The organism is Staphylococcus cornubiensis (genome assembly GCF_900183575.1).
GTDB lineage: Bacteria > Bacillota > Bacilli > Staphylococcales > Staphylococcaceae > Staphylococcus > Staphylococcus cornubiensis.
Window position 1 is genome coordinate 146,266 of the sequence record NZ_FXUZ01000005.1, and the last position, 21,192, is coordinate 167,457.

Consider the following 21,192-nt stretch of genomic DNA (forward strand, 5'->3'; position numbering starts at 1 on the left):
GCAATAAAAATGTATAATATATAGGTGAGCAAATATGAATGGAGTGATGAATTTGGCTGAGGAAGTAATCGTTGATGGCGCACTGACTTTAGGACAATTTTTAAATTATGAAGGCATTATTGAATCTGGGGGCCAAGCAAAATGGTTCTTAAGCGAATATGAGGTCTTCTTAAATGGCGAATTGGAAACGCGTCGTGGCAAGAAGTTGCAAGATGGCGATCAATTAGACATTCCTGAAGTAGGTTCATACATCGTTAAATTCGGTGAGCAATGAAACTCAAAACACTCCAATTAGAAAATTATCGAAATTATGAACAGATAAGCCTTGATTGTCACCCTGAGGTCAATATCCTGATTGGCGAAAATGCACAAGGTAAGACGAATTTATTAGAATCGATCTATACTTTGGCTCTTGCTAAAAGTCACCGGACAACGAATGACAGGGAATTAATTCGCTTTAATGCTGAGTATGCTAAAATAGAAGGTGAGCTTAATTTTCGTCATGGTATGATGCCGCTCACGATGTTTATTACGAAAAAAGGTAAAAAAGTAAAGGTGAATCATTTAGAACAGAGTCGTTTGACCCAGTATATTGGCCATTTGAATGTCGTCCTCTTTGCCCCGGAAGATTTAAATATCGTCAAAGGAGCACCACAAGTGAGACGACGTTTTATTGATATGGAGCTCGGTCAAATTTCGCGTTTATATTTAAATGATTTATCACAATATCAGCGCATTTTAAAGCAACGTAATCATTATTTAAAGGAACTACAGCTCAAAAAGACACAAAATAAAACGATGCTTGAAGTATTGAATCATCAATTTGTGGAATATGCAGTGAAAGTGACTCAGCGCAGGCAGCAATTCATCAAAGAATTAGAATTGCTTGCCGCGCCGATTCATTCTGGCATTACAAATAAACGAGAAACATTGACACTCCAATATTTACCAAGCATCAAAATAGAAGACGTCTCGCAGTCTGAGGACGTCTTAATTCAACAAGTGCTAGAAGATGTGCAACGTCATATGGAACGTGAAATTGAGCGAGGTGTCAGCTTATATGGGCCGCACCGTGACGATTTAGCATTTCAAGTGAACGGCATGGATGCACAAACTTACGGCTCTCAAGGCCAACAACGCACAACAGCACTTTCGATAAAATTAGCAGAAATAGAATTAATGAATCAGGAAGTGGGGGAATACCCCATTTTATTACTTGATGACGTTTTAAGTGAGTTGGATGATGCACGTCAGACGCATCTTTTGAGCACCATTCAACATAAAGTACAAACTTTTGTAACGACCACGTCAGTAGATGGTATTGATCATGAAATTATGAAAGACGCAAAAGTATATCGAATCGAACAAGGAAATATAAAGCAATAGGCAGAAAGTGAAGGTGGAAGTATTGGCTGATGTGAACAACTCAGAAAACTATGGCGCGAGTCAGATTCAAGTATTAGAAGGTCTTGAAGCGGTACGTAAGCGACCAGGTATGTATATTGGTTCAACTTCAGAACGCGGTCTGCATCATCTCGTCTGGGAAATTGTCGATAACAGTATTGACGAAGCTCTTGCAGGATATGCTGATAACATCGAAGTAGTCATTGAGAAGGATAATTGGATTAAAGTTACGGATAATGGACGCGGAATTCCTGTTGATATTCAAGAAAAAATGGGGCGTCCTGCAGTCGAAGTTATTTTGACAGTATTACACGCTGGTGGTAAGTTCGGCGGCGGTGGTTATAAAGTATCGGGTGGTTTACACGGTGTGGGCTCATCTGTAGTAAACGCCTTAAGTGAAACTTTAGAAGTGTACGTTCATAGAGAAGGGCGCATTCATCATCAAGCGTATCATAAAGGGGTACCGGCTTTTGATTTAAAACAAGTGGGCGACACGGATCAAACAGGCACAGTCATCCGTTTTAAAGCTGACGGTACGATTTTCCAAGAGACAACCGTTTATAACTACGAAACATTACAAAAACGTATTCGTGAATTAGCATTTTTAAATAAAGGCATCCGTATTACGCTCACAGACGAACGTGACGACGAAAATGTGCGTGAGGATAGTTACCACTATGAAGGTGGAATTAAGTCGTATGTGGAGCTTATAAACGAAAATAAAGAGCCTTTACACGATGAACCGATTTACGTCCATCAAACGCGTGACGATATTGAAGTCGAAATCGCACTACAATACAACAGTGGTTTTGCGACTAATTTGTTGACTTATGCAAACAATATCCATACGTATGAAGGTGGGACGCATGAAGATGGATTCAAGCGTGCCTTAACGAGAGTACTCAATAATTATGGTGCCCAAAGTAAATTAATCAAAGAAGACAAAGAACGTTTGTCAGGTGAAGATACACGCGAAGGCTTAACAGCAGTCGTGTCGATTAAACATGGCGATCCACAATTCGAAGGTCAAACGAAAACAAAATTAGGAAACTCTGAAGTCCGTCAAATTGTTGATCGTGTGTTCTCAGAGCTTTTTGAACGCTTTTTATTTGAACATCCACAAGTGGCACGCATCATTGTAGAAAAAGGTATTATGGCATCACGTGCACGTATTGCTGCGAAAAAAGCACGTGAAGTGACACGTCGTAAATCTGCTTTAGATATTTCAAGTTTGCCAGGGAAATTGGCTGACTGTTCAAGTAAAGATCCGTCTGAAAGTGAGATTTTCTTAGTAGAGGGTGACTCTGCCGGGGGGTCTACAAAATCAGGCCGTGACTCGCGTACACAAGCTATTTTGCCATTGCGTGGTAAAATTTTAAACGTTGAAAAAGCACGTTTAGATAAAATTTTAAACAACAATGAAATTCGTCAAATGGTGACCGCTTTTGGTACAGGTATCGGTGGCGAATTTGATATTTCGAAAGCACGCTATCACAAAATTGTCATTATGACTGATGCGGATGTCGATGGTGCGCATATTCGTACGTTATTACTGACGTTCTTCTATCGCTTTATGCGTCCGTTAATCGAAGCGGGTTATGTGTATATTGCACAGCCACCGTTGTACAAATTGACGCAAGGTAAGCAAAAGTATTATGTGTTTAATGACCGTGAGCTTGATAAACTCAAAGAAAAACTGAACCCAACGCCGAAATGGTCTATTGCACGCTATAAAGGTTTAGGTGAGATGAACGCGGATCAGTTATGGGAGACAACAATGAATCCAGAAAACCGTGCGATGTTACAAGTGACGTTGGATGATGCGATTGAAGCAGACCAAACTTTTGAAATGTTGATGGGCGATGTCGTTGAAAATCGTCGTCAGTTCATTGAAGATAACGCCGTATACGCCAACCTGGATTTCTAGAATGAGAATTGGAAAATGAGAAGGAGGATATCTTGATGGCTGAAACATCTGAATCAAGAATTAATGAACGTAATATCAGCAAAGAGATGCGCGAATCGTTTTTAGACTATGCGATGAGTGTTATCGTATCTCGTGCTTTGCCAGACGTAAGAGATGGACTTAAACCAGTACATCGTCGTATTTTGTATGGCCTAAATGAACAAGGGATGACCCCTGATAAGCCATATAAAAAATCTGCCCGTATCGTAGGGGATGTAATGGGGAAATACCATCCACATGGTGACTCGTCAATTTATGAAGCAATGGTACGTATGGCACAAGATTTCAGCTATCGTTATCCACTTGTAGATGGTCAAGGTAACTTCGGTTCAATGGATGGTGATGGTGCCGCGGCAATGCGTTATACAGAAGCACGTATGACGAAGCTTGCACTAGAATTATTGCGCGACATCAATAAAGATACGATTGATTTTATCGATAACTATGATGGTAACGAGCGTGAACCGAGTGTCTTACCATCACGTTTCCCTAACTTGCTCGTCAACGGTGCATCAGGTATTGCGGTTGGGATGGCAACAAACATCCCCCCACACAACATGCGTGAAGTCATCGATGGTGTGTTAAGTTTAAGTCATAATCCAGACATTACAATTAGTGAATTAATGGAAGACATTCAAGGCCCAGACTTCCCGACTGCCGGGTTGATTCTAGGTAAGAGTGGTATTCGACGTGCTTACGAAACAGGTCGCGGTTCTGTCATTATGAGAGCTAAAGCCGAAATCGAATCTCGTGGTGGTGGTCGTGAGCGTATTGTCGTGACAGAAATTCCATTCCAAGTGAATAAAGCGCGTATGATTGAAAAAATTGCGGAGTTAGTGCGCGATAAAAAAATCGACGGCATTACAGATTTACGTGACGAAACGAGCTTACGTACAGGAGTGCGTGTTGTGATTGATGTGCGTAAAGATGCGAATGCGAGCGTTATTTTAAATAATTTATATAAACAAACACCACTTCAAACATCATTTGGCGTTAACATGATTGCTTTAGTCAATGGACGCCCACAATTGATTAACTTGAAGCAAGCACTTTATCATTACTTAGAGCATCAAAAAGAAGTCGTACGTCGTCGTACTGAATACAACTTACGTAAAGCAAAAGATCGTGCGCACATTCTTGAAGGCTTAAGAATTGCACTGGATCACATTGATGAGATTATAACAATCATTCGTGAATCAGAAACAGATAAAGTTGCGATGGAAAGCTTACAGTCACGTTTTGCCCTTTCAGAACGTCAAGCACAAGCCATTTTAGACATGCGTTTAAGACGTCTGACAGGCTTAGAACGCGATAAAATTGAACAAGAGTATAATGACTTGATTGCGTACATCGCTGAATTAGAAGCGATTTTGGCGGATGAAGAAAAGCTATTAGAACTTGTCCGTGAAGAATTGACTGAGATTAAGGAGAAGTTTGGCGATGATCGACGTACTGAAATTCAACTCGGTGGTATTGATCAATTAGAAGATGAAGATTTAATCCCAGAAGAGCAAATCGTCATCACATTAAGCCATAACAACTACATTAAACGACTTCCTGCTTCAACGTATCGTGCGCAAAATCGCGGCGGTCGTGGTGTTCAAGGTATGAATACGCTTGAAGATGATTTCGTGAGTCAGTTAGTGACGACAAGTACACACGACCATGTGCTGTTCTTTACAAACAAAGGCCGTGTCTACAAACTTAAAGGTTATGAAGTACCGGAACTCTCCCGTCAGTCTAAAGGGATTCCAATTGTCAACGCGATTGAGTTGGATCAAGATGAAGTGATCAGTACGATGATTGCGGTTAAGGACTTAGACTCTGAAGAAGACTTCCTCGTATTCGTAACGAAAAAAGGTCTGATTAAACGTTCAGCTTTAAGCAACTTTAATCGTATTAATCGTAACGGTAAAATCGCGATTAAGTTCCGTGATGATGATGAACTCATTGCTGTTCGTTTAACTGATGGTGATAAACATATTCTCATCGGTACAGCTCAAGCCTCACTCATTCGCTTTAAAGAAACAGATGTACGTGCAATGAGCCGTATTGCTGCTGGGGTGAAAGGTATTCGTTTAAGAGATGGTGATGAAGTCATTGGTTTAGACGTTGCCGATGATAATAATAAAGACGAAATCTTAGTTGTAACTGAAAAAGGTTACGGTAAACGTACATCGATAGAAGACTACCGTCTGTCTAACCGTGGCGGTATGGGTGTGAAAACAGCGAAACTTACAGAACGTAATGGCCGCTTAGTATGTATTACAACCGTTGAAGGTGATGAAGATTTAATGGTTGTGACAAACCAAGGTGTCATCATCCGTATGGAAGTCTCTAATATTTCTGTGAATGGTCGTATGGCACAAGGGGTTCGTCTCATTCGTTTAGAAGACGAGCAATATGTGTCTACAGTCGCAAAAGTGAAGAAAGAGCCAGAAGATATCGAAGCGGAAGAAAATGTGGAGGCATCAGAGTCTCACAGTGATTCAGAAGTGGTTGTAGATGATGCGACACCTGGCGATACGATTCATACCGAAGCGCCAGAACCCGAAGTACCGACAGAGCGCGAAATGTTAAGAGAAGACTTTATGGATCGCGTGAATGAAGATATTGAAAATGAAGATGAATAATATATAAATTAAAAAGGCGATGGTCTCGTGTAATTCTAGAGATCATCGCCTTTTTATCGTCAGATTGCTGAACCAACTTTGTACATTGTAACTGAATGGATGACAAATTGAGGATTCGCATTCTTAGGTACTGATGCTGTAAATCACCTAGTCGTCCACGTTTATTGCATGGGTTGTTAATGATTTTTCAGAGACGTATGGCATGTATTTCTTAAATAAAACAAAAAGACTCGGATAACATCGCGGTTTCCGAGTCTTTCTTCCTACACTTCGTAAAAAATTATTTTTCTTCAAGTTGTTTCATCGCATAAGGGATTTCATCAATAATTTTTGATGGAGGCACGACATACATATCTTTTGATAACTTATCTCCAATATAACTATGCGCATAAGTCGCACTTGTAATCGCATCGATAACGTTGTCAAATTGACCGACAAAGCTTGTAATCATGCCAGCAAGTGTATCCCCCATACCGCCTGTTGCCATGGCTGGTGTACCGACTTCTAGCTTGTATGCATCATTTTCAAAGTATATTTCAGTACCGTGTTTTTTGAGTACAACAATACCGCCTAAACGGTCGACTGCAGCACGGTTTGTTTCATACGTTTGTTCCTCAATCGGAATGCCACTCAAACGCTCCCACTCTTTTTGATGTGGTGTGTAAATGACATTGCAAGCTGGAATTTCAGGTTTGAGTTTGCTTACGATTGAAATCGCATCACCATCAACAATTAAAGTGTGGTGGGGTTGAATATTTTGCAGTAAAAATGTCATCGCATTGTTACCTTTAAAATCTAACCCTAAACCTGGTCCGATTAAAATACAATCAGAAGCTTCAATCATTTTCGTCAGTTTTTTTGTATCATTGATGTCAATGACCATTGCTTCAGGACAACGAGAATGTAGCGCGACATGATTTGTTGGATGCGTTGCGACTGTAATCAAGCCACTTCCGCTATAAACACAAGCGCGTGCAGCTAACATGATTGCGCCACCTAGATTGGCATTGCCACCAATTAACAGAATACGCCCGTAGTCACCTTTATGTGTGTCATCCTTACGTTTAGGAATGTGAACAGCTGACAATGTTTTCACGTTTGAGACCTCCTATCTGGAATTTCCATTATTACAACAAGATATATTATACCTGGTTCGTCTGTTCGTCAATAGCAATTCAAAGGTTTCACGTCGACCATTTTTAATAGCCCTATGCAAAAGTGGGCAGCTGTGCATGCTCCCCCATTTCGTAACACTTTTATTTTTTTGAAAAAGTATCTTTATTTAAATGAACTCGTTTAATGCGTTAAAAGATTAATCTGATACCATATTACGAGTTTTGACCAAAGTGTTGTGAAAACGCTTTCCTGACACTATACTTGAAAGAAATAGGTATTTTGAGTATCACGTGTTTTTCGTGTAATTAGGGATGGGAGGATAACAATGACATTACGTTTATCAGGAGAACAGTTGACCATTGAAGCGATACGTCAGTTTTTAGCACACGATGATAAGGTGGAAGTGACTGAGGAAGCCATAGCACGCGTAGAAAGAAGTAGGGCCATAGTAGAACGGATCATTGCGAATAAAGAGACCGTATATGGTATTACGACAGGATTTGGTTTGTTTAGTGATGTGCTGATTGATCAGCAGAAGTATAATCAATTACAAGTCAATTTAATTCGTTCACATGCGTGTGGTATAGGTGACCCTTTTGCAACACATGTTTCGCTAGTGATGATGATTTTACGTTTAAACACTTTGTTGAAAGGTCATTCAGGCGTGACGATGGACTTAGTGGATCAATTGGTATTTTTTATCAATCAGCGTATCATTCCTGTCATTCCACAACAAGGGTCTCTCGGTGCTTCGGGTGATTTAGCCCCACTTTCACACCTTGCGTTAGCGTTAATTGGTGAAGGAAAAGTCGAGTATCAAGGGGAAGTTTTAGACAGCTCGGACGTCTTAAAACAGTTGAATCGACAGCCTTTAACGTTACAAGCGAAAGAAGGATTAGCACTGATTAATGGTACACAAGCGATGACAGCGCAAGGAGTTATGACATGGATAGAAACTGAAAATTTAGCCTATCAAGCAGAATGGATTGCGGCATTAACACATCAAGCGTTACATGGTATTACAGATGCCTATCATGAAGCGGTCCATCAAGTACGAAATTTTGAAGAACAAACGGCTGTTGCGAGACGGATGTCAGACTGGCTTGCTGGTTCCAAACTCACGACGCGACAAGGTGAAATGCGTGTACAAGATCCATACACATTACGTTGTATTCCGCAAATTCATGGTGCTAGCTTCCAAGTGTTTAATTACGTTCGTGAAAAGTTAGAATTTGAAATGAACGCAGCAAATGATAATCCACTTATTTTTAACGAAGGGGATGAAACGTTAGTCATTTCTGGCGGTAACTTCCACGGGCAACCGGTCGCATTCGCATTAGATTTCTTAAAACTCGGGACAAGTGAGTTGGCAAACGTGGCTGAACGTCGTCTTGAACGTTTAGTCAATCCGCAATTAAATGGCGGTCTCCCTGCCTTTTTAAGTCCTGAGCCCGGCTTACAAAGTGGTGCCATGATTATGCAATATGCGGCAGCGAGTCTTGTATCAGAAAATAAAACATTAGCGCATCCGGCAAGTGTCGATTCGATTCCGTCGTCAGCCAATCAAGAAGATCACGTCTCAATGGGAACGATTGCGTCACGTCATGGCTATCAAATTTTAGAAAATACACGTCGCGTCATTGCGATAGAAGCGATTATAGCTTCACAAGCGGTTGAAATAAGAGGTATTGAGCAATTGTCGCCAAAAACACGTGAACAGTACGAAGCATTGCGCAAAGTGGTGCCATCGATTCAAGAAGATAGACCTTTTCATCAAGATATAGAAAATGTGGCTAAATATTTAAAAAATCTGGCGTATCAGAAATAAGCTTGCTAATCGAAAATTTCTTTGTTATATTAAATGTGAAATTGAAATCAATAATTGTTTGTGGATTAAGTAGTATAGATATGGAATTAGAGAGTTTGTGGTTGGTGAAAACAAATGTACAGACCTATACGAAATCTACCCACATTTGAAAACAATTCGGGTGAAACCGTTAACTTTTGTGAGAGTGCAGGCGTATTCTGTCTGTTAAATAGGGTGGCAACACGTCAAACCACGTCCCTTGTGTGAGGGATGTGGTTTTTTATTTTGAGTCATCCTCCTTAAATTTTAATCTATTTTATGAAAGGAAGTCGACTTATGTTAGACATTAAATTATTCAGAAATGAACCAGAGAGAGTTAAGGAGAAAATCGCGTTACGTCAAATGGATCCTGCAGTTGTAGATGAAGTATTAACGTTAGACCAACAACGCCGTGATTACATACAACAAACTGAAGAGTTAAAAGCAGAACGTAACAAAGCATCTCAACAAATTGCTGAAAAGAAACGTAATAAAGAAAATGCGGATGATGCGATTAAAGCGCAACGTGAAGTAGGCGAAAAAATTAAAAATATTGATGCGCAATTAAAAGAAGCGGACACGAAATTAAATGATATTTTATCACGTATTCCAAACTTGATTCACGATGATGTGCCTGAAGGTGAAGATGATTCTGATAACGTAGAACTTAAAAGATGGGGTACACCACGTGAGTTCGACTTTGAAGCAAAAGCACACTGGGATTTAGTAGAATCATTAGAAATGGCAGACTTTGACCGTGCTGCACGTGTTTCTGGCGCGCGCTTTGTTTATTTAACAAATGATGGTGCTAAATTAGAACGTGCTTTAATGAACTTTATGATTACGATGCATACGACACAACACGGTTACCGCGAAATGATGGTCCCTCAATTAGTCAATGCAAAAGCGATGTACGGTACAGGTCAATTGCCTAAATTTGAAGAAGACTTATTTAAAGTAGAAAAAGAAGGTTTATACACAATTCCAACTGCAGAAGTGCCTTTAACAAACTACTACAGAGACGAAATTGTACAGCCGGGCGTCTTACCTGCTAAGTTTACAGGTCAATCAGCATGTTTCAGAAGTGAAGCGGGATCAGCGGGCCGTGATACACGAGGCTTAATTCGTCTTCACCAATTCAATAAGGTTGAAATGGTACGTATCGAAAAACCTGAAGACTCTTGGGATGCTTTAGAAGAAATGACATCAAATGCAGAAGCGATTCTTGAGGCATTGAACTTACCATACCGTCGCGTGATTTTATGTACAGGCGATATTGGTTTCGGTGCAAGTAAAACTTATGACTTAGAAGTATGGTTACCAAGTTACAATGACTATAAAGAAATCAGCTCATGTTCAAACTGTGTTGACTTCCAAGCGCGCCGTGCAAACATCCGTTTCAAACGTGATAAAGATGCTAAGCCGGAATATGCACATACATTAAACGGTTCTGGTTTGGCAGTAGGTCGTACATTCGCGGCAATTGTAGAAAATTATCAAAACGAAGACGGTACAATTACTGTGCCTGAAGCGTTAGTCCCATTCATGGGTGGTCAAACAGTCATTAAACCACTGTAATTAGACAATAAAACTTGGTTCTCAGTTTTATCGATGAAGATGTAAAATCAATTCCGTAGTTTGGATGATTCAAGTTCAGACTGCGGAATTTTTATTATTCCAAGAGGGTAGGGGAGGGTAAAAAGTGATAAAAACAATAAAATAAGACACACCTCCACACCTGTTGTTTTAATATTCTAAAAACAAAAATAGGGCTGATATGACAGTGTTTTTACACGGTAGGTTAGACTTCGGGATGCTTGAGGTAAGACTGACCTGATAGCTTAATATCATCTCTTGTACTATAATAAGAATAATTTTCAAGGGGGTGAATCTCAATGTCTTATACTACATTTAAACAAGGCATCCAAGATTGTCTCCCAACGGTACTAGGGTATGCTGGGGTAGGCTTTTCGTTTGGGATTGTGAGTGTAGCATCAGGTTTTAATATATTAGAAATTCTATTATTGTCTTTACTCGTTTATGCAGGTGCAGCGCAATTTATTATTATTGCTCTAATTGCTGTACAGACTCCGATTTGGATCATTGTACTTACAGCGATGATTGTCAATAGTCGTATGTTTTTATTGAGTATGACATTAGCACCAAATTTTAAACATGATCATTTGATACATAGGGTAGGGGTAGGCTCATTACTAACAGATGAGACATTTGCTGTAGCGATTACGCCTTATTCAAAAGGGCATACGATTACATATCAGTGGATGTATGGCTTAAATATTTTAGCGTATTCATTTTGGGCGCTGATTACAGTACTTGGCGCATTGTTAGGTGATTTCTTCCGACACCCAGAAGTGTTTGGCTTAGACTATGCGATTACAGCAATGTTCATCTTTTTAGCGATTTCGCAATTTGAGGGTATTACAAAAACGAAATTGCGTGTGTATCTTTATTTAGTTGTCATTGTGATTGTCATGATGTTGCTATTAAGTCTATTCATGCCTTCATATTTAGCGATTTTATTAGCTTCTACTTTAAGTGCAACGATAGGGATGGTGATGGACCGATGAGCATGTACGTATTTTGGACAATATTTTTAGCAGGACTTGGGACGTTACTCATTCGAATCACACCTTTTGTGATGATTTCGCGTATGGAACTTTCTGAAAAAGTGTTGAAGTGGCTGACATTTATTCCGATTACGTTATTCACTGCATTAGTTGTCGACGGATTGATTCAACAACAAGAGGGTGTCATGGGGTATACATTGAATTGGAACTTCATACTCGCACTCATTCCGACGCTCATCATCGCATTATGGACGAGAAGTTTAACGATAACAGTTATTATAGGCATGCTCAGTGTGGCGATATTAAGAGTTATCGGATTATTCTAACAATTATTTGCATGCATGACTTGTTTACTGTATGATGAAATATAACGCATATCATTAATTAAAATAAGCTTATTAAGAGAAGTCGAGGGATTTGGCCCAGTGACGCTTCAGCAACCACTTATACCATTAAGTACGGTGCTACAACCAACCACGTCATGTGGATGATAAGTTCATTTAAAAATTGACTTACTCACGTTGTATGGCCGTCAAAGGTTATACAACTTTTTTATTTTAAGAGGGAGGGCAGGCTAAAATGATGAATTATCAAGTGGATACATTAGCATTAGGTGCATTTACGACGGAATCAGGCGAAACGATTGAAAATTTGAAACTGCGATACGAGTATGTTGGTTATCCTGGACAGCCACTTGTTGTGGTATGTCACGCATTAACAGGCAATCATCTTACATATGGGACAGAAGATCATCCCGGATGGTGGCGTGAAATTATTGATGGGGGTTATATGCCCGTTCACGATTATCAGTTTTTGACATTTAATGTGATTGGTAGTCCATTTGGTTCTAGTTCACGTTTAACAGATTCAAACTTTCCAGAAAAATTGACGATGCGAGATATTGTACGCGCGCTTGAAAAAGGGATTGAAGCGTTAGGTCATCAAAAAATTGATATCCTCATCGGTGGTTCTTTAGGTGGCATGCAAGTTATGGAGCTTTTGTATAACCAAAAATTCGAAGTGAAAAAAGCCGTCATTTTAGCTGCAACTGAAAAAACGTCTTCCTATAGTCGTGCATTTAACGAAATTGCGAGACAAGCGATTCATTTAGCAGGGGATGAAGGTTTGAGTATCGCACGGCAACTTGGCTTTTTAACGTATCGCTCCTCTAAAAGTTATGACGCCCGCTTCACACCTGATGAAGTGGTATTATATCAAAAGCATCAAGGTGATAAATTTAAAGAACAATTTGACTTACAATGTTATTTGACACTGCTCGATGTATTAGATAGTCATGACATTCATCATGGCCGCGATGACGTCGTAAAAGTGTTTCGATCATTAGACACTAAAGTGCTGACACTCGGTTTTACAGATGACTTATTGTATCCAGATGATCAAGTGGCACAACTCGGTACATATTTTAAATATCATCGTCATTTTTTCGTGCCGGATAATGTGGGGCATGATGGATTTTTATTGAATTTTAACGATTGGGCGCCGTATCTTTATCATTTTCTAAAAGTTTCACGATTTAGACGCTAACTTTAGACGAAAACGTTACATTTTTGTTATAATTGCGTCAACTAAGAATACTAGACAAGAAGCTATATTTTAGGGATAATAGCTAAAATATAGCTTTTCTGTTGTGTTCGAGCAATGTGAAGTTTTGTAATCCAATTGTAAGACGCGTGAGATATTGTAGCGCAAATTGTATTCGTATTACAAAGCCTGTAAAATAGAATTTATAGACTATAATAGTTTGGAAGTGGCGTCTTTGTTTTCGAAAATAAATCCTAAAGCAACCCTAATCAGCATTGTAGCCTTGTTAGTGGTGACTTTAGTTATACATGTAATGCCTGGCTTAGCTGTCATTTTGGCATGCTTTAGTTTAATCCCAGGTATCGTTCTATGGTATCAATCTAAACATTCATTTGGCTTAGTCGCACTGGTCGCGATTATCCTATCGACGCTGACAGGGAACGTTTTTGTGATGACATTCTTAATCATTATTTTAGTTTTAAGTATGCTCATCAGTCAGTTATTAATTCAACGTGCCTCTAAAGAGCGCATCCTATATTTAGTCACATTTGTGGCAAGCATTTTAACATTAAGTGCGATGATGATTTTACAAACTTTGAAAAAACTCCCGTATGCAGATGACCTGTTACAACCGTACCGTACATTAGTGCATCAAGCTGCTGAGTTAGAGAATTTAGATCAACAAGCACAAGATATTTTAAATAGTTCAATTCAACAACTTGCGATACAACTGCCAGGGATGATTGTAGTCGCTATCGCAATCTACGCTATCATCACATTACTCGTGATTTTCCCGATTTTGCGTAAATTTAAAGTGGCAACACCTGTATTCCGTCCACTTTATTTCTGGCAAATGAAGCGTTCGGTTTTCATTTTGTATGCATTAGCATTATTAACAACGATTACAACACAACCTGCCACTACACCGAACAGCATTGGCATTAATTTCCAAATCGTTTTAGGTTTCTTATTAGTCGTTCAAGGTTTAAGTTTTATTCATTTCTTTGCATCTATTAAACGAATGCCTAATGTTTTAAAAGTGCTTTTAGTCATTATCGGTGTGATTTTTTATCCAATGACACGCCTGATTGGTTTACTCGACCTTGGATTGAATTTAAAACGTATGATAAAAAACGATAAGAGGTGACAAGATGAATCGTCATTCAATGAAGAAAGCGTTGGTCGTGCCTTTTTTAGTGATTACCGTGACAGCAATCATCATTGTAGGTCTATCCTTTTTCTTTAATCAATGGCTTGCGTTTATCGCTGCTATTCTGTTATTTGTCATGCTCATTATCAGTCTCTTTATTTTTAGACGGTTCTATCGTTATTTAGATCGTTATTTAGATGATTTGAGTGGCAAGATATCAGTCGGCAGTGATCGTGCAGTCAAAACGATGCCATTAGGTCTGATTGTGTTAGATGACAACGACCAAATTGAATGGGTCAATCCTTTCATGTCAGAACGTATCGAAAGGAATGTCATTTCAGATCCAATCAATGAAGTGTATCCGAATATTTTAAAGCAACTCGAAAAAGCGAAAGAAATTGAAATAGAAGATGGTGCTTATGCTTATCGCGTCCGCTATTCAGAGAAAGAACATATTTTATATTTCTTAGACATTACGGAAGAAGCGAGTATTCAACAAGCGTATGATGATCAACAACCAATTATTGCGACACTTTTTTTAGATAACTATGATGAAATTACGCAAAATATGAACGATACACAACGTTCTGAAATCAACTCGATGGTGACACGTGTCATTAGTCGTTGGGCGCAAGAACATAATGTTTATTTTAAGCGCTACAGTTCAGATCAATTTATCGCGTACTTGAACCGTCGTATTTTACGTGAATTAGAAGAGACAAAGTTTGATATTTTAAGCCAGCTTCGTGAAAAAAGTGTCGGTTACCGTGCACAGCTGACTTTAAGTATCGGTGTCGGTGAAGGCTCAGAAAACTTAATTGACTTAGGTGAATTGTCACAATCCGGTCTGGACCTCGCGTTAGGTCGTGGTGGTGACCAAGTAGCCATTAAAAATATGAATGGTAATGTGCGTTTCTATGGCGGTAAGACTGACCCAATGGAAAAACGGACACGTGTGAGAGCGCGCGTTATTTCCCACGCGTTGAAAGACATTTTGTTAGAAGGCGACAAAGTGATTGTCATGGGGCATAAGCGCCCGGACTTAGATGCGATTGGTGCAGCGATTGGTGTGACACGATTTGCGATGATGAATAACTTGGAAGCTTATATCGTGTTAAATGAATCTGATATCGATCCTACATTACGTCGTGTGATGGATGAAATCGATGAAAAGCCTGAGTTGAAAGAGCGCTTCGTAACGTCTGATGATGCATGGAATATGATGACATCGCGTACAACACTTGTCGTGGTCGATACGCATAAACCGGAAATGGTGATTGACGAAAACATTTTAAATAAAGCGAATCGTAAAGTGGTCATTGATCATCACCGTCGTGGCGAAAGCTTTATCTCAAGTCCGTTACTTGTCTACATGGAGCCATATGCAAGCTCTACCGCAGAACTCGTGACAGAGCTACTTGAGTATCAACCGACTGAACAACGCTTAACACGCCTAGAATCGACTGTGATGTATGCAGGTATTATTGTCGATACCCGTAACTTTACATTGCGTACCGGCTCGCGTACATTTGATGCAGCAAGTTATCTCCGTGCGCATGGTGCAGATACGATATTGACCCAACACTTCTTGAAAGATGATATTGAGACATATATTAACCGTTCAGAGCTCATTCGTACGGTGAAATTACAAGAAAACGGTATCGCTATTGCACATGGTCCAGATGACAAAATCTATCATCCTGTTACCGTGGCCCAAGCAGCCGATGAATTGTTGAGTCTCGATGGTGTTGAAGCAGCTTATGTTGTCGCACGTCGCGAAGAAAATCTCGTCGGTATGTCTGCCCGCTCACTTGGTGAATTCAACGTACAGCTCACGATGGAAGCATTGGGTGGTGGCGGTCATCTTACAAACGCTGCAACACAACTTGAGGGCGTAACTGTTGAAGCGGCTATCGAAAAATTACAACAAGCGATTAATGAACAATTGGATAGGAGTGACGAATCATGAAAGTGATTTTTACACAAGATGTTAAAGGTAAAGGAAAACAAGGTGAAATTAAAGAAGTACCAGTCGGTTATGCGAACAACTTCTTAATCAAAAATGGTTATGCCGTTGAAGCAACACCAGGTAACTTGAAGCAATTAGAACAAAAAAATAAACGTATTGAAAAAGACAAACAACAAGAGCTTGAAGATGCGAAGGCGTTGAAAGAACGTTTAGCAGAGCTTGAAGTTGAAGTGAAGGCAAAATCTGGTGAAGGTGGCAAATTGTTCGGTTCTATTAGTACAAAGCAAATTGCTGAAGCATTGAAAGCGCAACATGATATTAAGATTGATAAACGTAAAATGGAATTGCCACACGGTATTCACGCGTTAGGTTATACGAATGTGCCTGTGAAACTGCATAAAGAGGTTGAAGGTACGATTCGTGTGCATACTGTAGAGCAATAATGATAGGATTGTGAAGAAAGCTGGTGCAGAGGTCACCGGCTTTTTTCATACAAATACGAGTGAGTGAAGCGGTGTACATACACTGGTGTGAGGTGTAATGCTTTGATTGCTAAATATGCCCTCGCGTTTGTGAACATGCTTAATCGTGTATTGTGATTCAGTTTAGGTTATTATAGAATATGTTAAGTATATGTCATGAAATTGAGGAGGTCATCGGCATGGATGAAATGTATGAACATAATCGAATGCCACACAGTCATGAGGCGGAACAATCTGTACTGGGAGCGATTTTTCTCGACCCAGAATTGATGTCGTCCACGCAAGAAATATTGTTGCCAGAATCATTTTATCGTGGTGCGCATCAACATATTTTCCGTGCGATGATGGACCTGAATGAAGATGGCAAAGATATTGATATCGTGACGGTTTTGGATCGACTCACACAAGAAGGGGTCGTGAATGAAGCGGGAGGCCCTCAATATCTTGCTGAAATTACATCAAATGTACCGACAACGAGAAATATTCAATACTACACAGACGTGGTGTTCAAAAATGCAGTCAAACGTAAGTTGATTCACACTGCGGATAGTATTGCGAATGACGGCTATAATGATGAATTAGATTTAGATACCGTGCTGAACGATGCAGAACGTCGTATTTTGGAGTTGTCTTCTACACGTGAAAGTGATGGCTTTAAAGATATTCGTGATGTATTAGGGCAAGTTTATGATAATGCGGAACAATTGGATCAAAATAGTGGTCAAACGCCAGGGATTCCAACAGGTTACCGTGATTTAGACCAGATGACGGCAGGTTTTAACCGTAATGATTTGATTATTTTAGCGGCGCGACCTTCTGTAGGTAAGACTGCCTTCGCTCTTAATATTGCACAAAAAGTAGCGACACATGAGGACCAATATACGGTTGGTATTTTCTCATTAGAGATGGGTGCAGACCAATTGGCGACACGTATGATTTGTAGTTCGGGCAATGTCGATTCGAACCGTTTACGTACGGGGACAATGACTGAGGAAGACTGGAATCGATTTACAGTCGCAGTCGGTAAACTATCGCGGACGAAAATTTTTATTGATGATACACCGGGTGTGCGTATCACGGATATTCGTTCGAAATGTCGTCGTTTAAAGCAGGAACATGGACTCGATATGATTGTCATTGACTACTTACAATTGATTCAAGGCAGTGGTTCACGTGCATCGGATAACCGTCAGCAAGAAGTATCAGAGATTTCACGTATGCTTAAAGCGATTGCCCGTGAGTTAGAGTGCCCAGTGATTGCGTTAAGTCAGTTATCACGTGGGGTTGAACAACGACAAGATAAACGTCCAATGATGAGTGATATTCGTGAGTCGGGTTCGATTGAGCAAGATGCCGATATCGTTGCATTCTTATATCGTGATGATTATTATAACCGTGGCGATGGGGAAGATGATGACGATGATGGTGGATTCGAACCGCAAACAAATGATGAAAATGGTGAAATTGAAATCATTATCGCAAAGCAACGTAACGGCCCGACTGGTACAGTGAAGCTGCACTTTATGAAACAATATAATAAATTTACAGATATCGATTATGCACATGCGGATATGGGGTAATACGATATCAATTGAGCGGTTGGTGTCATGAAGCATCAGCCGTTTTATTTGTGATATTGCATGGAATAACAAAAAAAGAAAAATTATTTTGAAGCTAAAACCCGTATGTTGAATTTAACTATATATTTAATGTACGGTTTTTACTTTGGATTAACTTCTTAAATTTGAACTAAGTTAGGATTTGGTGCACAAGTGGAATTACTTCATAATACTTGTATGACACGTGGTTGTAAGGGTTTGGCTATTTTGGAGAAGCTCGAATGAGGTAACACGCAATCCAATTTTTAATGTTCGTTTTTTGATTTGCATTCATGGTATGATACTGGTAGAATACAGTTTGGTTAATTGAGAAAACTTGGAGGTGCTCTTATGTCATCAATCGTAGTAGTTGGGACACAATGGGGAGACGAAGGTAAAGGTAAAATTACAGACTTTTTAGCGGAACAAGCAGATGTGATTACACGTTTTTCTGGCGGTAACAATGCAGGACATACAATCAAATTTGACGGTGAAACTTATAAATTGCATTTAGTGCCATCTGGTATTTTTTATAAAGACAAGCTTGCTGTTATCGGCAATGGTGTCGTAATCGATCCAGTTGCATTACTTAAAGAATTAGACGGTTTAAATGAAAGAGGTATTGCAACAGATAACTTACGCATCTCAAACCGCGCACACGTCATCCTACCTTATCATATTCAACAAGATGAACTTGAAGAAGCGCGTCGTGGCGATAACAAAATTGGTACGACGAAAAAAGGTATTGGCCCAGCATACGTAGATAAAGCACAAAGAATTGGTATTCGTGTAGCAGATTTATTAGACAAAGAAGTTTTCGAACAACGCTTAAAAGAAAATTTAGAATATAAAAATGATTACTTCCAAGGTATGTTTAAACAAGCTGCACCATCATTTGATGAAATTTTTGAAACATACTATGCAGCAGGTCAACGTCTTGCACCATACGTAACAGATACTGCGAAAGTGTTAGACGATGCATTTGTAGCAGACGAACGTGTGTTATTTGAAGGTGCACAAGGTGTGATGTTAGATATCGACCATGGGACATACCCATTCGTCACATCAAGTAATCCTGTTGCAGGTAACGTGACTGTAGGTGCGGGTGTAGGACCAACAAACGTTTCAAAAGTTGTAGGTGTTTGTAAAGCATATACATCACGTGTAGGCGATGGCCCATTCCCAACAGAGTTATTTGACGAAAAAGGTCATCATATCCGTGAAGTAGGGCGTGAATACGGTACAACAACAGGTCGTCCGCGTCGTGTCGGCTGGTTTGACTCAGTTGTGTTACGTCACTCTCGTCGTGTAAGTGGGATTACAGACTTATCTATCAACTCTATCGACGTGTTAACAGGATTAGATGAAGTGAAAATCTGTACAGCTTATGAGTTAGATGGTAAAGAAATCACTGAATACCCAGCAAACTTAAACGATTTAAAACGTTGTGAGCCTATTTTTGAAACATTACCAGGATGGACAGAAGATATTACAGGCGTACGTACAATGGATGAATTACCAGACAATGCACGTCGCTACTTAGAACGTATTTCTGAATTGTGTAACGTACACATTTCGATCTTCTCAGTAGGTCCAGACCGTAATCAAACGAATGTTGTAGAGCAATTATGGTAATTAAATAGATGTAGGGAAGTCTTCCGGCAACACTTCGGTAAGACTAACCTATAATAAAAAAGACTGCCCATCATGAGGCGGTCTTTTTTATTAACTATGCTGTTTTAAAACATTTATCGACCATTTTCGGCTTGCGTTTTTTTGCGTATCTATATGAATCTCTAAAAGATGTATGGCGATGAAACCATTAATGAATATCTTTTTTACGATGGTTTCCGCCACGGACTTCTGAGACATTACCGATAGATAAGAATGCCTTTTCGTCAATTTCCATAACGATATCTTTCAATTTTGCTTCTTCAAGACGTGTGATGACACAGAAAATGACACGCTTATCTTCTCCAGTATAGGCGCCTTCACCTTTTAAATACGTTACGCCACGACCGAGCCGAGAATTAATGGCTTCTCCAATATCTTTATAAGCATCACTAATCACCCATACCGCTTTCGACTCATCAAAACCTAGAAGTACGGTATCAATCATTTTAGAAGCGATAAAATAGGCGACAACACTAAACAATGCACTTTCCCATGTGAAGACAAAGCCGGCAACGCCAAAGATGAAGAAATTAATAAACATCACGATTTCACCCACTGAAAAAGGTAACTTAGAGTGAACGAGAATGGATAAAATTTCTGTGCCGTCTAATGAACCCCCATAACGTAACACAATTCCTACACCGATACCTAGGACAGCACCGCCAAAAATTGTAACTAAAAATTTATCGCTAATCACTGGATCGATAGGATGTAAAACAATTGTAGTAACGGATAAGATAGAGATGGCATACAAAGTAGAGATTGCAAAAGTTTTACCAATTTGTTTATAACCTAAAAAGAAGAAAGGTAAATTAAGTATAAAGATGAACACCCCTAGTTTGAATCCGAGTAAATGGGAAAGGATAATTGAAATACCTACAATGCCTCCATCGAGTAATTGATTCGGTACTAAGAAAAGCTCTAGTGCTGCTCCCATCAACACTGCGCCTAACGTAATAAAGAAAAATCTTTTGATAAATTGACGTGGCTTTTTAGGTTTTTCTTTTATGTAAGCGACGCTCGATTCTGCTTGAATTTCCATAAATGACCCCCTAAACAACATTATATGAAAAATTATACAAAAAAATCCGAAAAAAATCTTGTCAACCCGATTCGGTGATGCTATAATCAATCTTGTGTTTAAGAAAGGCTCCTTGGTCAAGCGGTTAAGACACCGCCCTTTCACGGCGGTAACACGGGTTCGAGTCCCGTAGGAGTCACCAT

General features: G+C 39.6%; 16 protein-coding genes, 1 tRNA gene, 1 riboswitch and 1 other annotated feature. Of the genes, 15 read left to right on the forward strand and 2 right to left on the reverse strand.

Annotated features, from left to right (window positions below; all coding sequences use genetic code 11):
- Window positions 1–34: 34 nt before the first annotated feature.
- From CCE82_RS07755 to gyrA, 4 genes are read left to right on the forward strand one after another with little or no spacing between them, the layout of a single operon-like run.
- A complete protein-coding gene (locus CCE82_RS07755; protein WP_086428838.1) occupies window positions 35–274 on the forward strand; it encodes an RNA-binding S4 domain-containing protein in 240 nt (79 codons plus the stop codon).
- Window positions 271–1,386 (forward strand): DNA replication/repair protein RecF, encoded by a 1,116-nt coding sequence (gene recF, locus CCE82_RS07760; protein ID WP_086428839.1) that lies wholly within the window; start codon window positions 271–273, stop codon window positions 1,384–1,386. Before CCE82_RS07755 ends, recF begins: the two co-directional genes overlap by 4 nt.
- A gap of 13 nt (window positions 1,387–1,399) precedes the next feature.
- Entirely contained in the window at window positions 1,400–3,331 is a 1,932-nt protein-coding gene (gyrB, locus tag CCE82_RS07765; protein WP_420822110.1) for a DNA topoisomerase (ATP-hydrolyzing) subunit B, read from the forward strand.
- Between the two features lie 35 nt (window positions 3,332–3,366).
- The gene (gene gyrA / locus CCE82_RS07770) at window positions 3,367–6,003 is read left to right on the forward strand and encodes a DNA gyrase subunit A (RefSeq protein ID WP_086428841.1); all 2,637 of its coding nucleotides are present in this window, start codon (window positions 3,367–3,369) and stop codon (window positions 6,001–6,003) included.
- A 280-nt stretch (window positions 6,004–6,283) separates the two neighbouring features.
- On the opposite strand, the gene CCE82_RS07775 is transcribed toward gyrA, so the two are convergent.
- Entirely contained in the window at window positions 6,284–7,099 is an 816-nt protein-coding gene (locus CCE82_RS07775) for an NAD(P)H-hydrate dehydratase (protein WP_086428842.1), read from the reverse strand.
- 345 nt (window positions 7,100–7,444) lie between these two features.
- On the opposite strand from CCE82_RS07775, the gene hutH reads away from it, so the two are divergent.
- From hutH to CCE82_RS07825, 10 genes are all read left to right on the forward strand, one after another.
- On the forward strand, window positions 7,445–8,947 hold the full coding sequence (hutH, locus tag CCE82_RS07780) for a histidine ammonia-lyase (protein WP_086428843.1): 1,503 nt from the start codon (window positions 7,445–7,447) through the stop codon (window positions 8,945–8,947).
- Between the two features lie 49 nt (window positions 8,948–8,996).
- Window positions 8,997–9,189: a binding site (T-box leader), on the forward strand.
- A 73-nt stretch (window positions 9,190–9,262) separates the two neighbouring features.
- Window positions 9,263–10,543 carry a serine--tRNA ligase gene (gene serS, locus CCE82_RS07785; RefSeq protein WP_086428844.1) on the forward strand — a complete coding sequence of 427 codons (1,281 nt, stop codon included), beginning with the start codon at window positions 9,263–9,265 and terminating at the stop codon, window positions 10,541–10,543.
- A gap of 317 nt (window positions 10,544–10,860) precedes the next feature.
- Window positions 10,861–11,553 carry an AzlC family ABC transporter permease gene (locus CCE82_RS07790; protein WP_086428845.1) on the forward strand — a complete coding sequence of 231 codons (693 nt, stop codon included), beginning with the start codon at window positions 10,861–10,863 and terminating at the stop codon, window positions 11,551–11,553.
- Window positions 11,550–11,879, forward strand: coding sequence for an AzlD domain-containing protein (locus CCE82_RS07795; protein ID WP_086428846.1), 330 nt, complete (start codon window positions 11,550–11,552; stop codon window positions 11,877–11,879). Before CCE82_RS07790 ends, CCE82_RS07795 begins: the two co-directional genes overlap by 4 nt.
- Before the next feature lie 66 nt (window positions 11,880–11,945).
- Window positions 11,946–12,050: riboswitch (SAM riboswitch) on the forward strand.
- An 82-nt stretch (window positions 12,051–12,132) separates the two neighbouring features.
- Window positions 12,133–13,098, forward strand: coding sequence for a homoserine O-acetyltransferase MetX (gene metX / locus CCE82_RS07800; RefSeq protein ID WP_086428847.1), 966 nt, complete (start codon window positions 12,133–12,135; stop codon window positions 13,096–13,098).
- Window positions 13,099–13,384: 286 nt separating this feature from the next.
- On the forward strand, window positions 13,385–14,242 hold the full coding sequence (locus CCE82_RS07805) for a DUF2232 domain-containing protein (protein WP_240507189.1): 858 nt from the start codon (window positions 13,385–13,387) through the stop codon (window positions 14,240–14,242).
- A 4-nt stretch (window positions 14,243–14,246) separates the two neighbouring features.
- On the forward strand, window positions 14,247–16,214 hold the full coding sequence (locus tag CCE82_RS07810) for a DHH family phosphoesterase (RefSeq protein WP_086428849.1): 1,968 nt from the start codon (window positions 14,247–14,249) through the stop codon (window positions 16,212–16,214).
- The gene (gene rplI, locus CCE82_RS07815) at window positions 16,211–16,657 is read left to right on the forward strand and encodes a 50S ribosomal protein L9 (protein ID WP_086428850.1); all 447 of its coding nucleotides are present in this window, start codon (window positions 16,211–16,213) and stop codon (window positions 16,655–16,657) included. The genes CCE82_RS07810 and rplI overlap by 4 nt, the downstream gene beginning before the upstream one ends.
- A gap of 218 nt (window positions 16,658–16,875) precedes the next feature.
- Window positions 16,876–18,276 (forward strand): replicative DNA helicase, encoded by a 1,401-nt coding sequence (dnaB, locus tag CCE82_RS07820; RefSeq protein WP_086428851.1) that lies wholly within the window; start codon window positions 16,876–16,878, stop codon window positions 18,274–18,276.
- Between the two features lie 369 nt (window positions 18,277–18,645).
- Window positions 18,646–19,929: an adenylosuccinate synthase gene (locus CCE82_RS07825; protein WP_086428852.1), complete on the forward strand. Its 1,284-nt coding sequence runs from the start codon at window positions 18,646–18,648 to the stop codon at window positions 19,927–19,929.
- A 187-nt stretch (window positions 19,930–20,116) separates the two neighbouring features.
- On the opposite strand, the gene CCE82_RS07830 is transcribed toward CCE82_RS07825, so the two are convergent.
- Window positions 20,117–21,010 (reverse strand): YitT family protein, encoded by an 894-nt coding sequence (locus tag CCE82_RS07830; RefSeq protein ID WP_086428853.1) that lies wholly within the window; start codon window positions 21,008–21,010, stop codon window positions 20,117–20,119.
- 106 nt (window positions 21,011–21,116) lie between these two features.
- Here CCE82_RS07830 and CCE82_RS07835 point away from each other — a divergent pair.
- Window positions 21,117–21,191 (forward strand) — tRNA-Glu (locus CCE82_RS07835).
- Window position 21,192 lies beyond the last annotated feature (1 nt).

Bases quoted from the DNA above. Each gene is read 5' to 3' on its own strand.
- gyrA (WP_086428841.1), top strand. From the start codon at position 3,367: ATGGCTGAAACATCTGAATCAAGAATTAATGAACGTAATATCAGCAAA.
- serS (WP_086428844.1), top strand. From the start codon at position 9,263: ATGTTAGACATTAAATTATTCAGAAATGAACCAGAGAGAGTTAAGGAG.
- CCE82_RS07790 (WP_086428845.1), top strand. From the start codon at position 10,861: ATGTCTTATACTACATTTAAACAAGGCATCCAAGATTGTCTCCCAACG.
- CCE82_RS07830 (WP_086428853.1), bottom strand. From the start codon at position 21,010: ATGGAAATTCAAGCAGAATCGAGCGTCGCTTACATAAAAGAAAAACCT.
- dnaB (WP_086428851.1), top strand. From the start codon at position 16,876: ATGGATGAAATGTATGAACATAATCGAATGCCACACAGTCATGAGGCG.
- metX (WP_086428847.1), top strand. From the start codon at position 12,133: ATGATGAATTATCAAGTGGATACATTAGCATTAGGTGCATTTACGACG.
- recF (WP_086428839.1), top strand. From the start codon at position 271: ATGAAACTCAAAACACTCCAATTAGAAAATTATCGAAATTATGAACAG.
- hutH (WP_086428843.1), top strand. From the start codon at position 7,445: ATGACATTACGTTTATCAGGAGAACAGTTGACCATTGAAGCGATACGT.
- CCE82_RS07825 (WP_086428852.1), top strand. From the start codon at position 18,646: ATGTCATCAATCGTAGTAGTTGGGACACAATGGGGAGACGAAGGTAAA.
- rplI (WP_086428850.1), top strand. From the start codon at position 16,211: ATGAAAGTGATTTTTACACAAGATGTTAAAGGTAAAGGAAAACAAGGT.
- CCE82_RS07810 (WP_086428849.1), top strand. From the start codon at position 14,247: ATGAATCGTCATTCAATGAAGAAAGCGTTGGTCGTGCCTTTTTTAGTG.
- CCE82_RS07755 (WP_086428838.1), top strand. From the start codon at position 35: ATGAATGGAGTGATGAATTTGGCTGAGGAAGTAATCGTTGATGGCGCA.
- CCE82_RS07795 (WP_086428846.1), top strand. From the start codon at position 11,550: ATGAGCATGTACGTATTTTGGACAATATTTTTAGCAGGACTTGGGACG.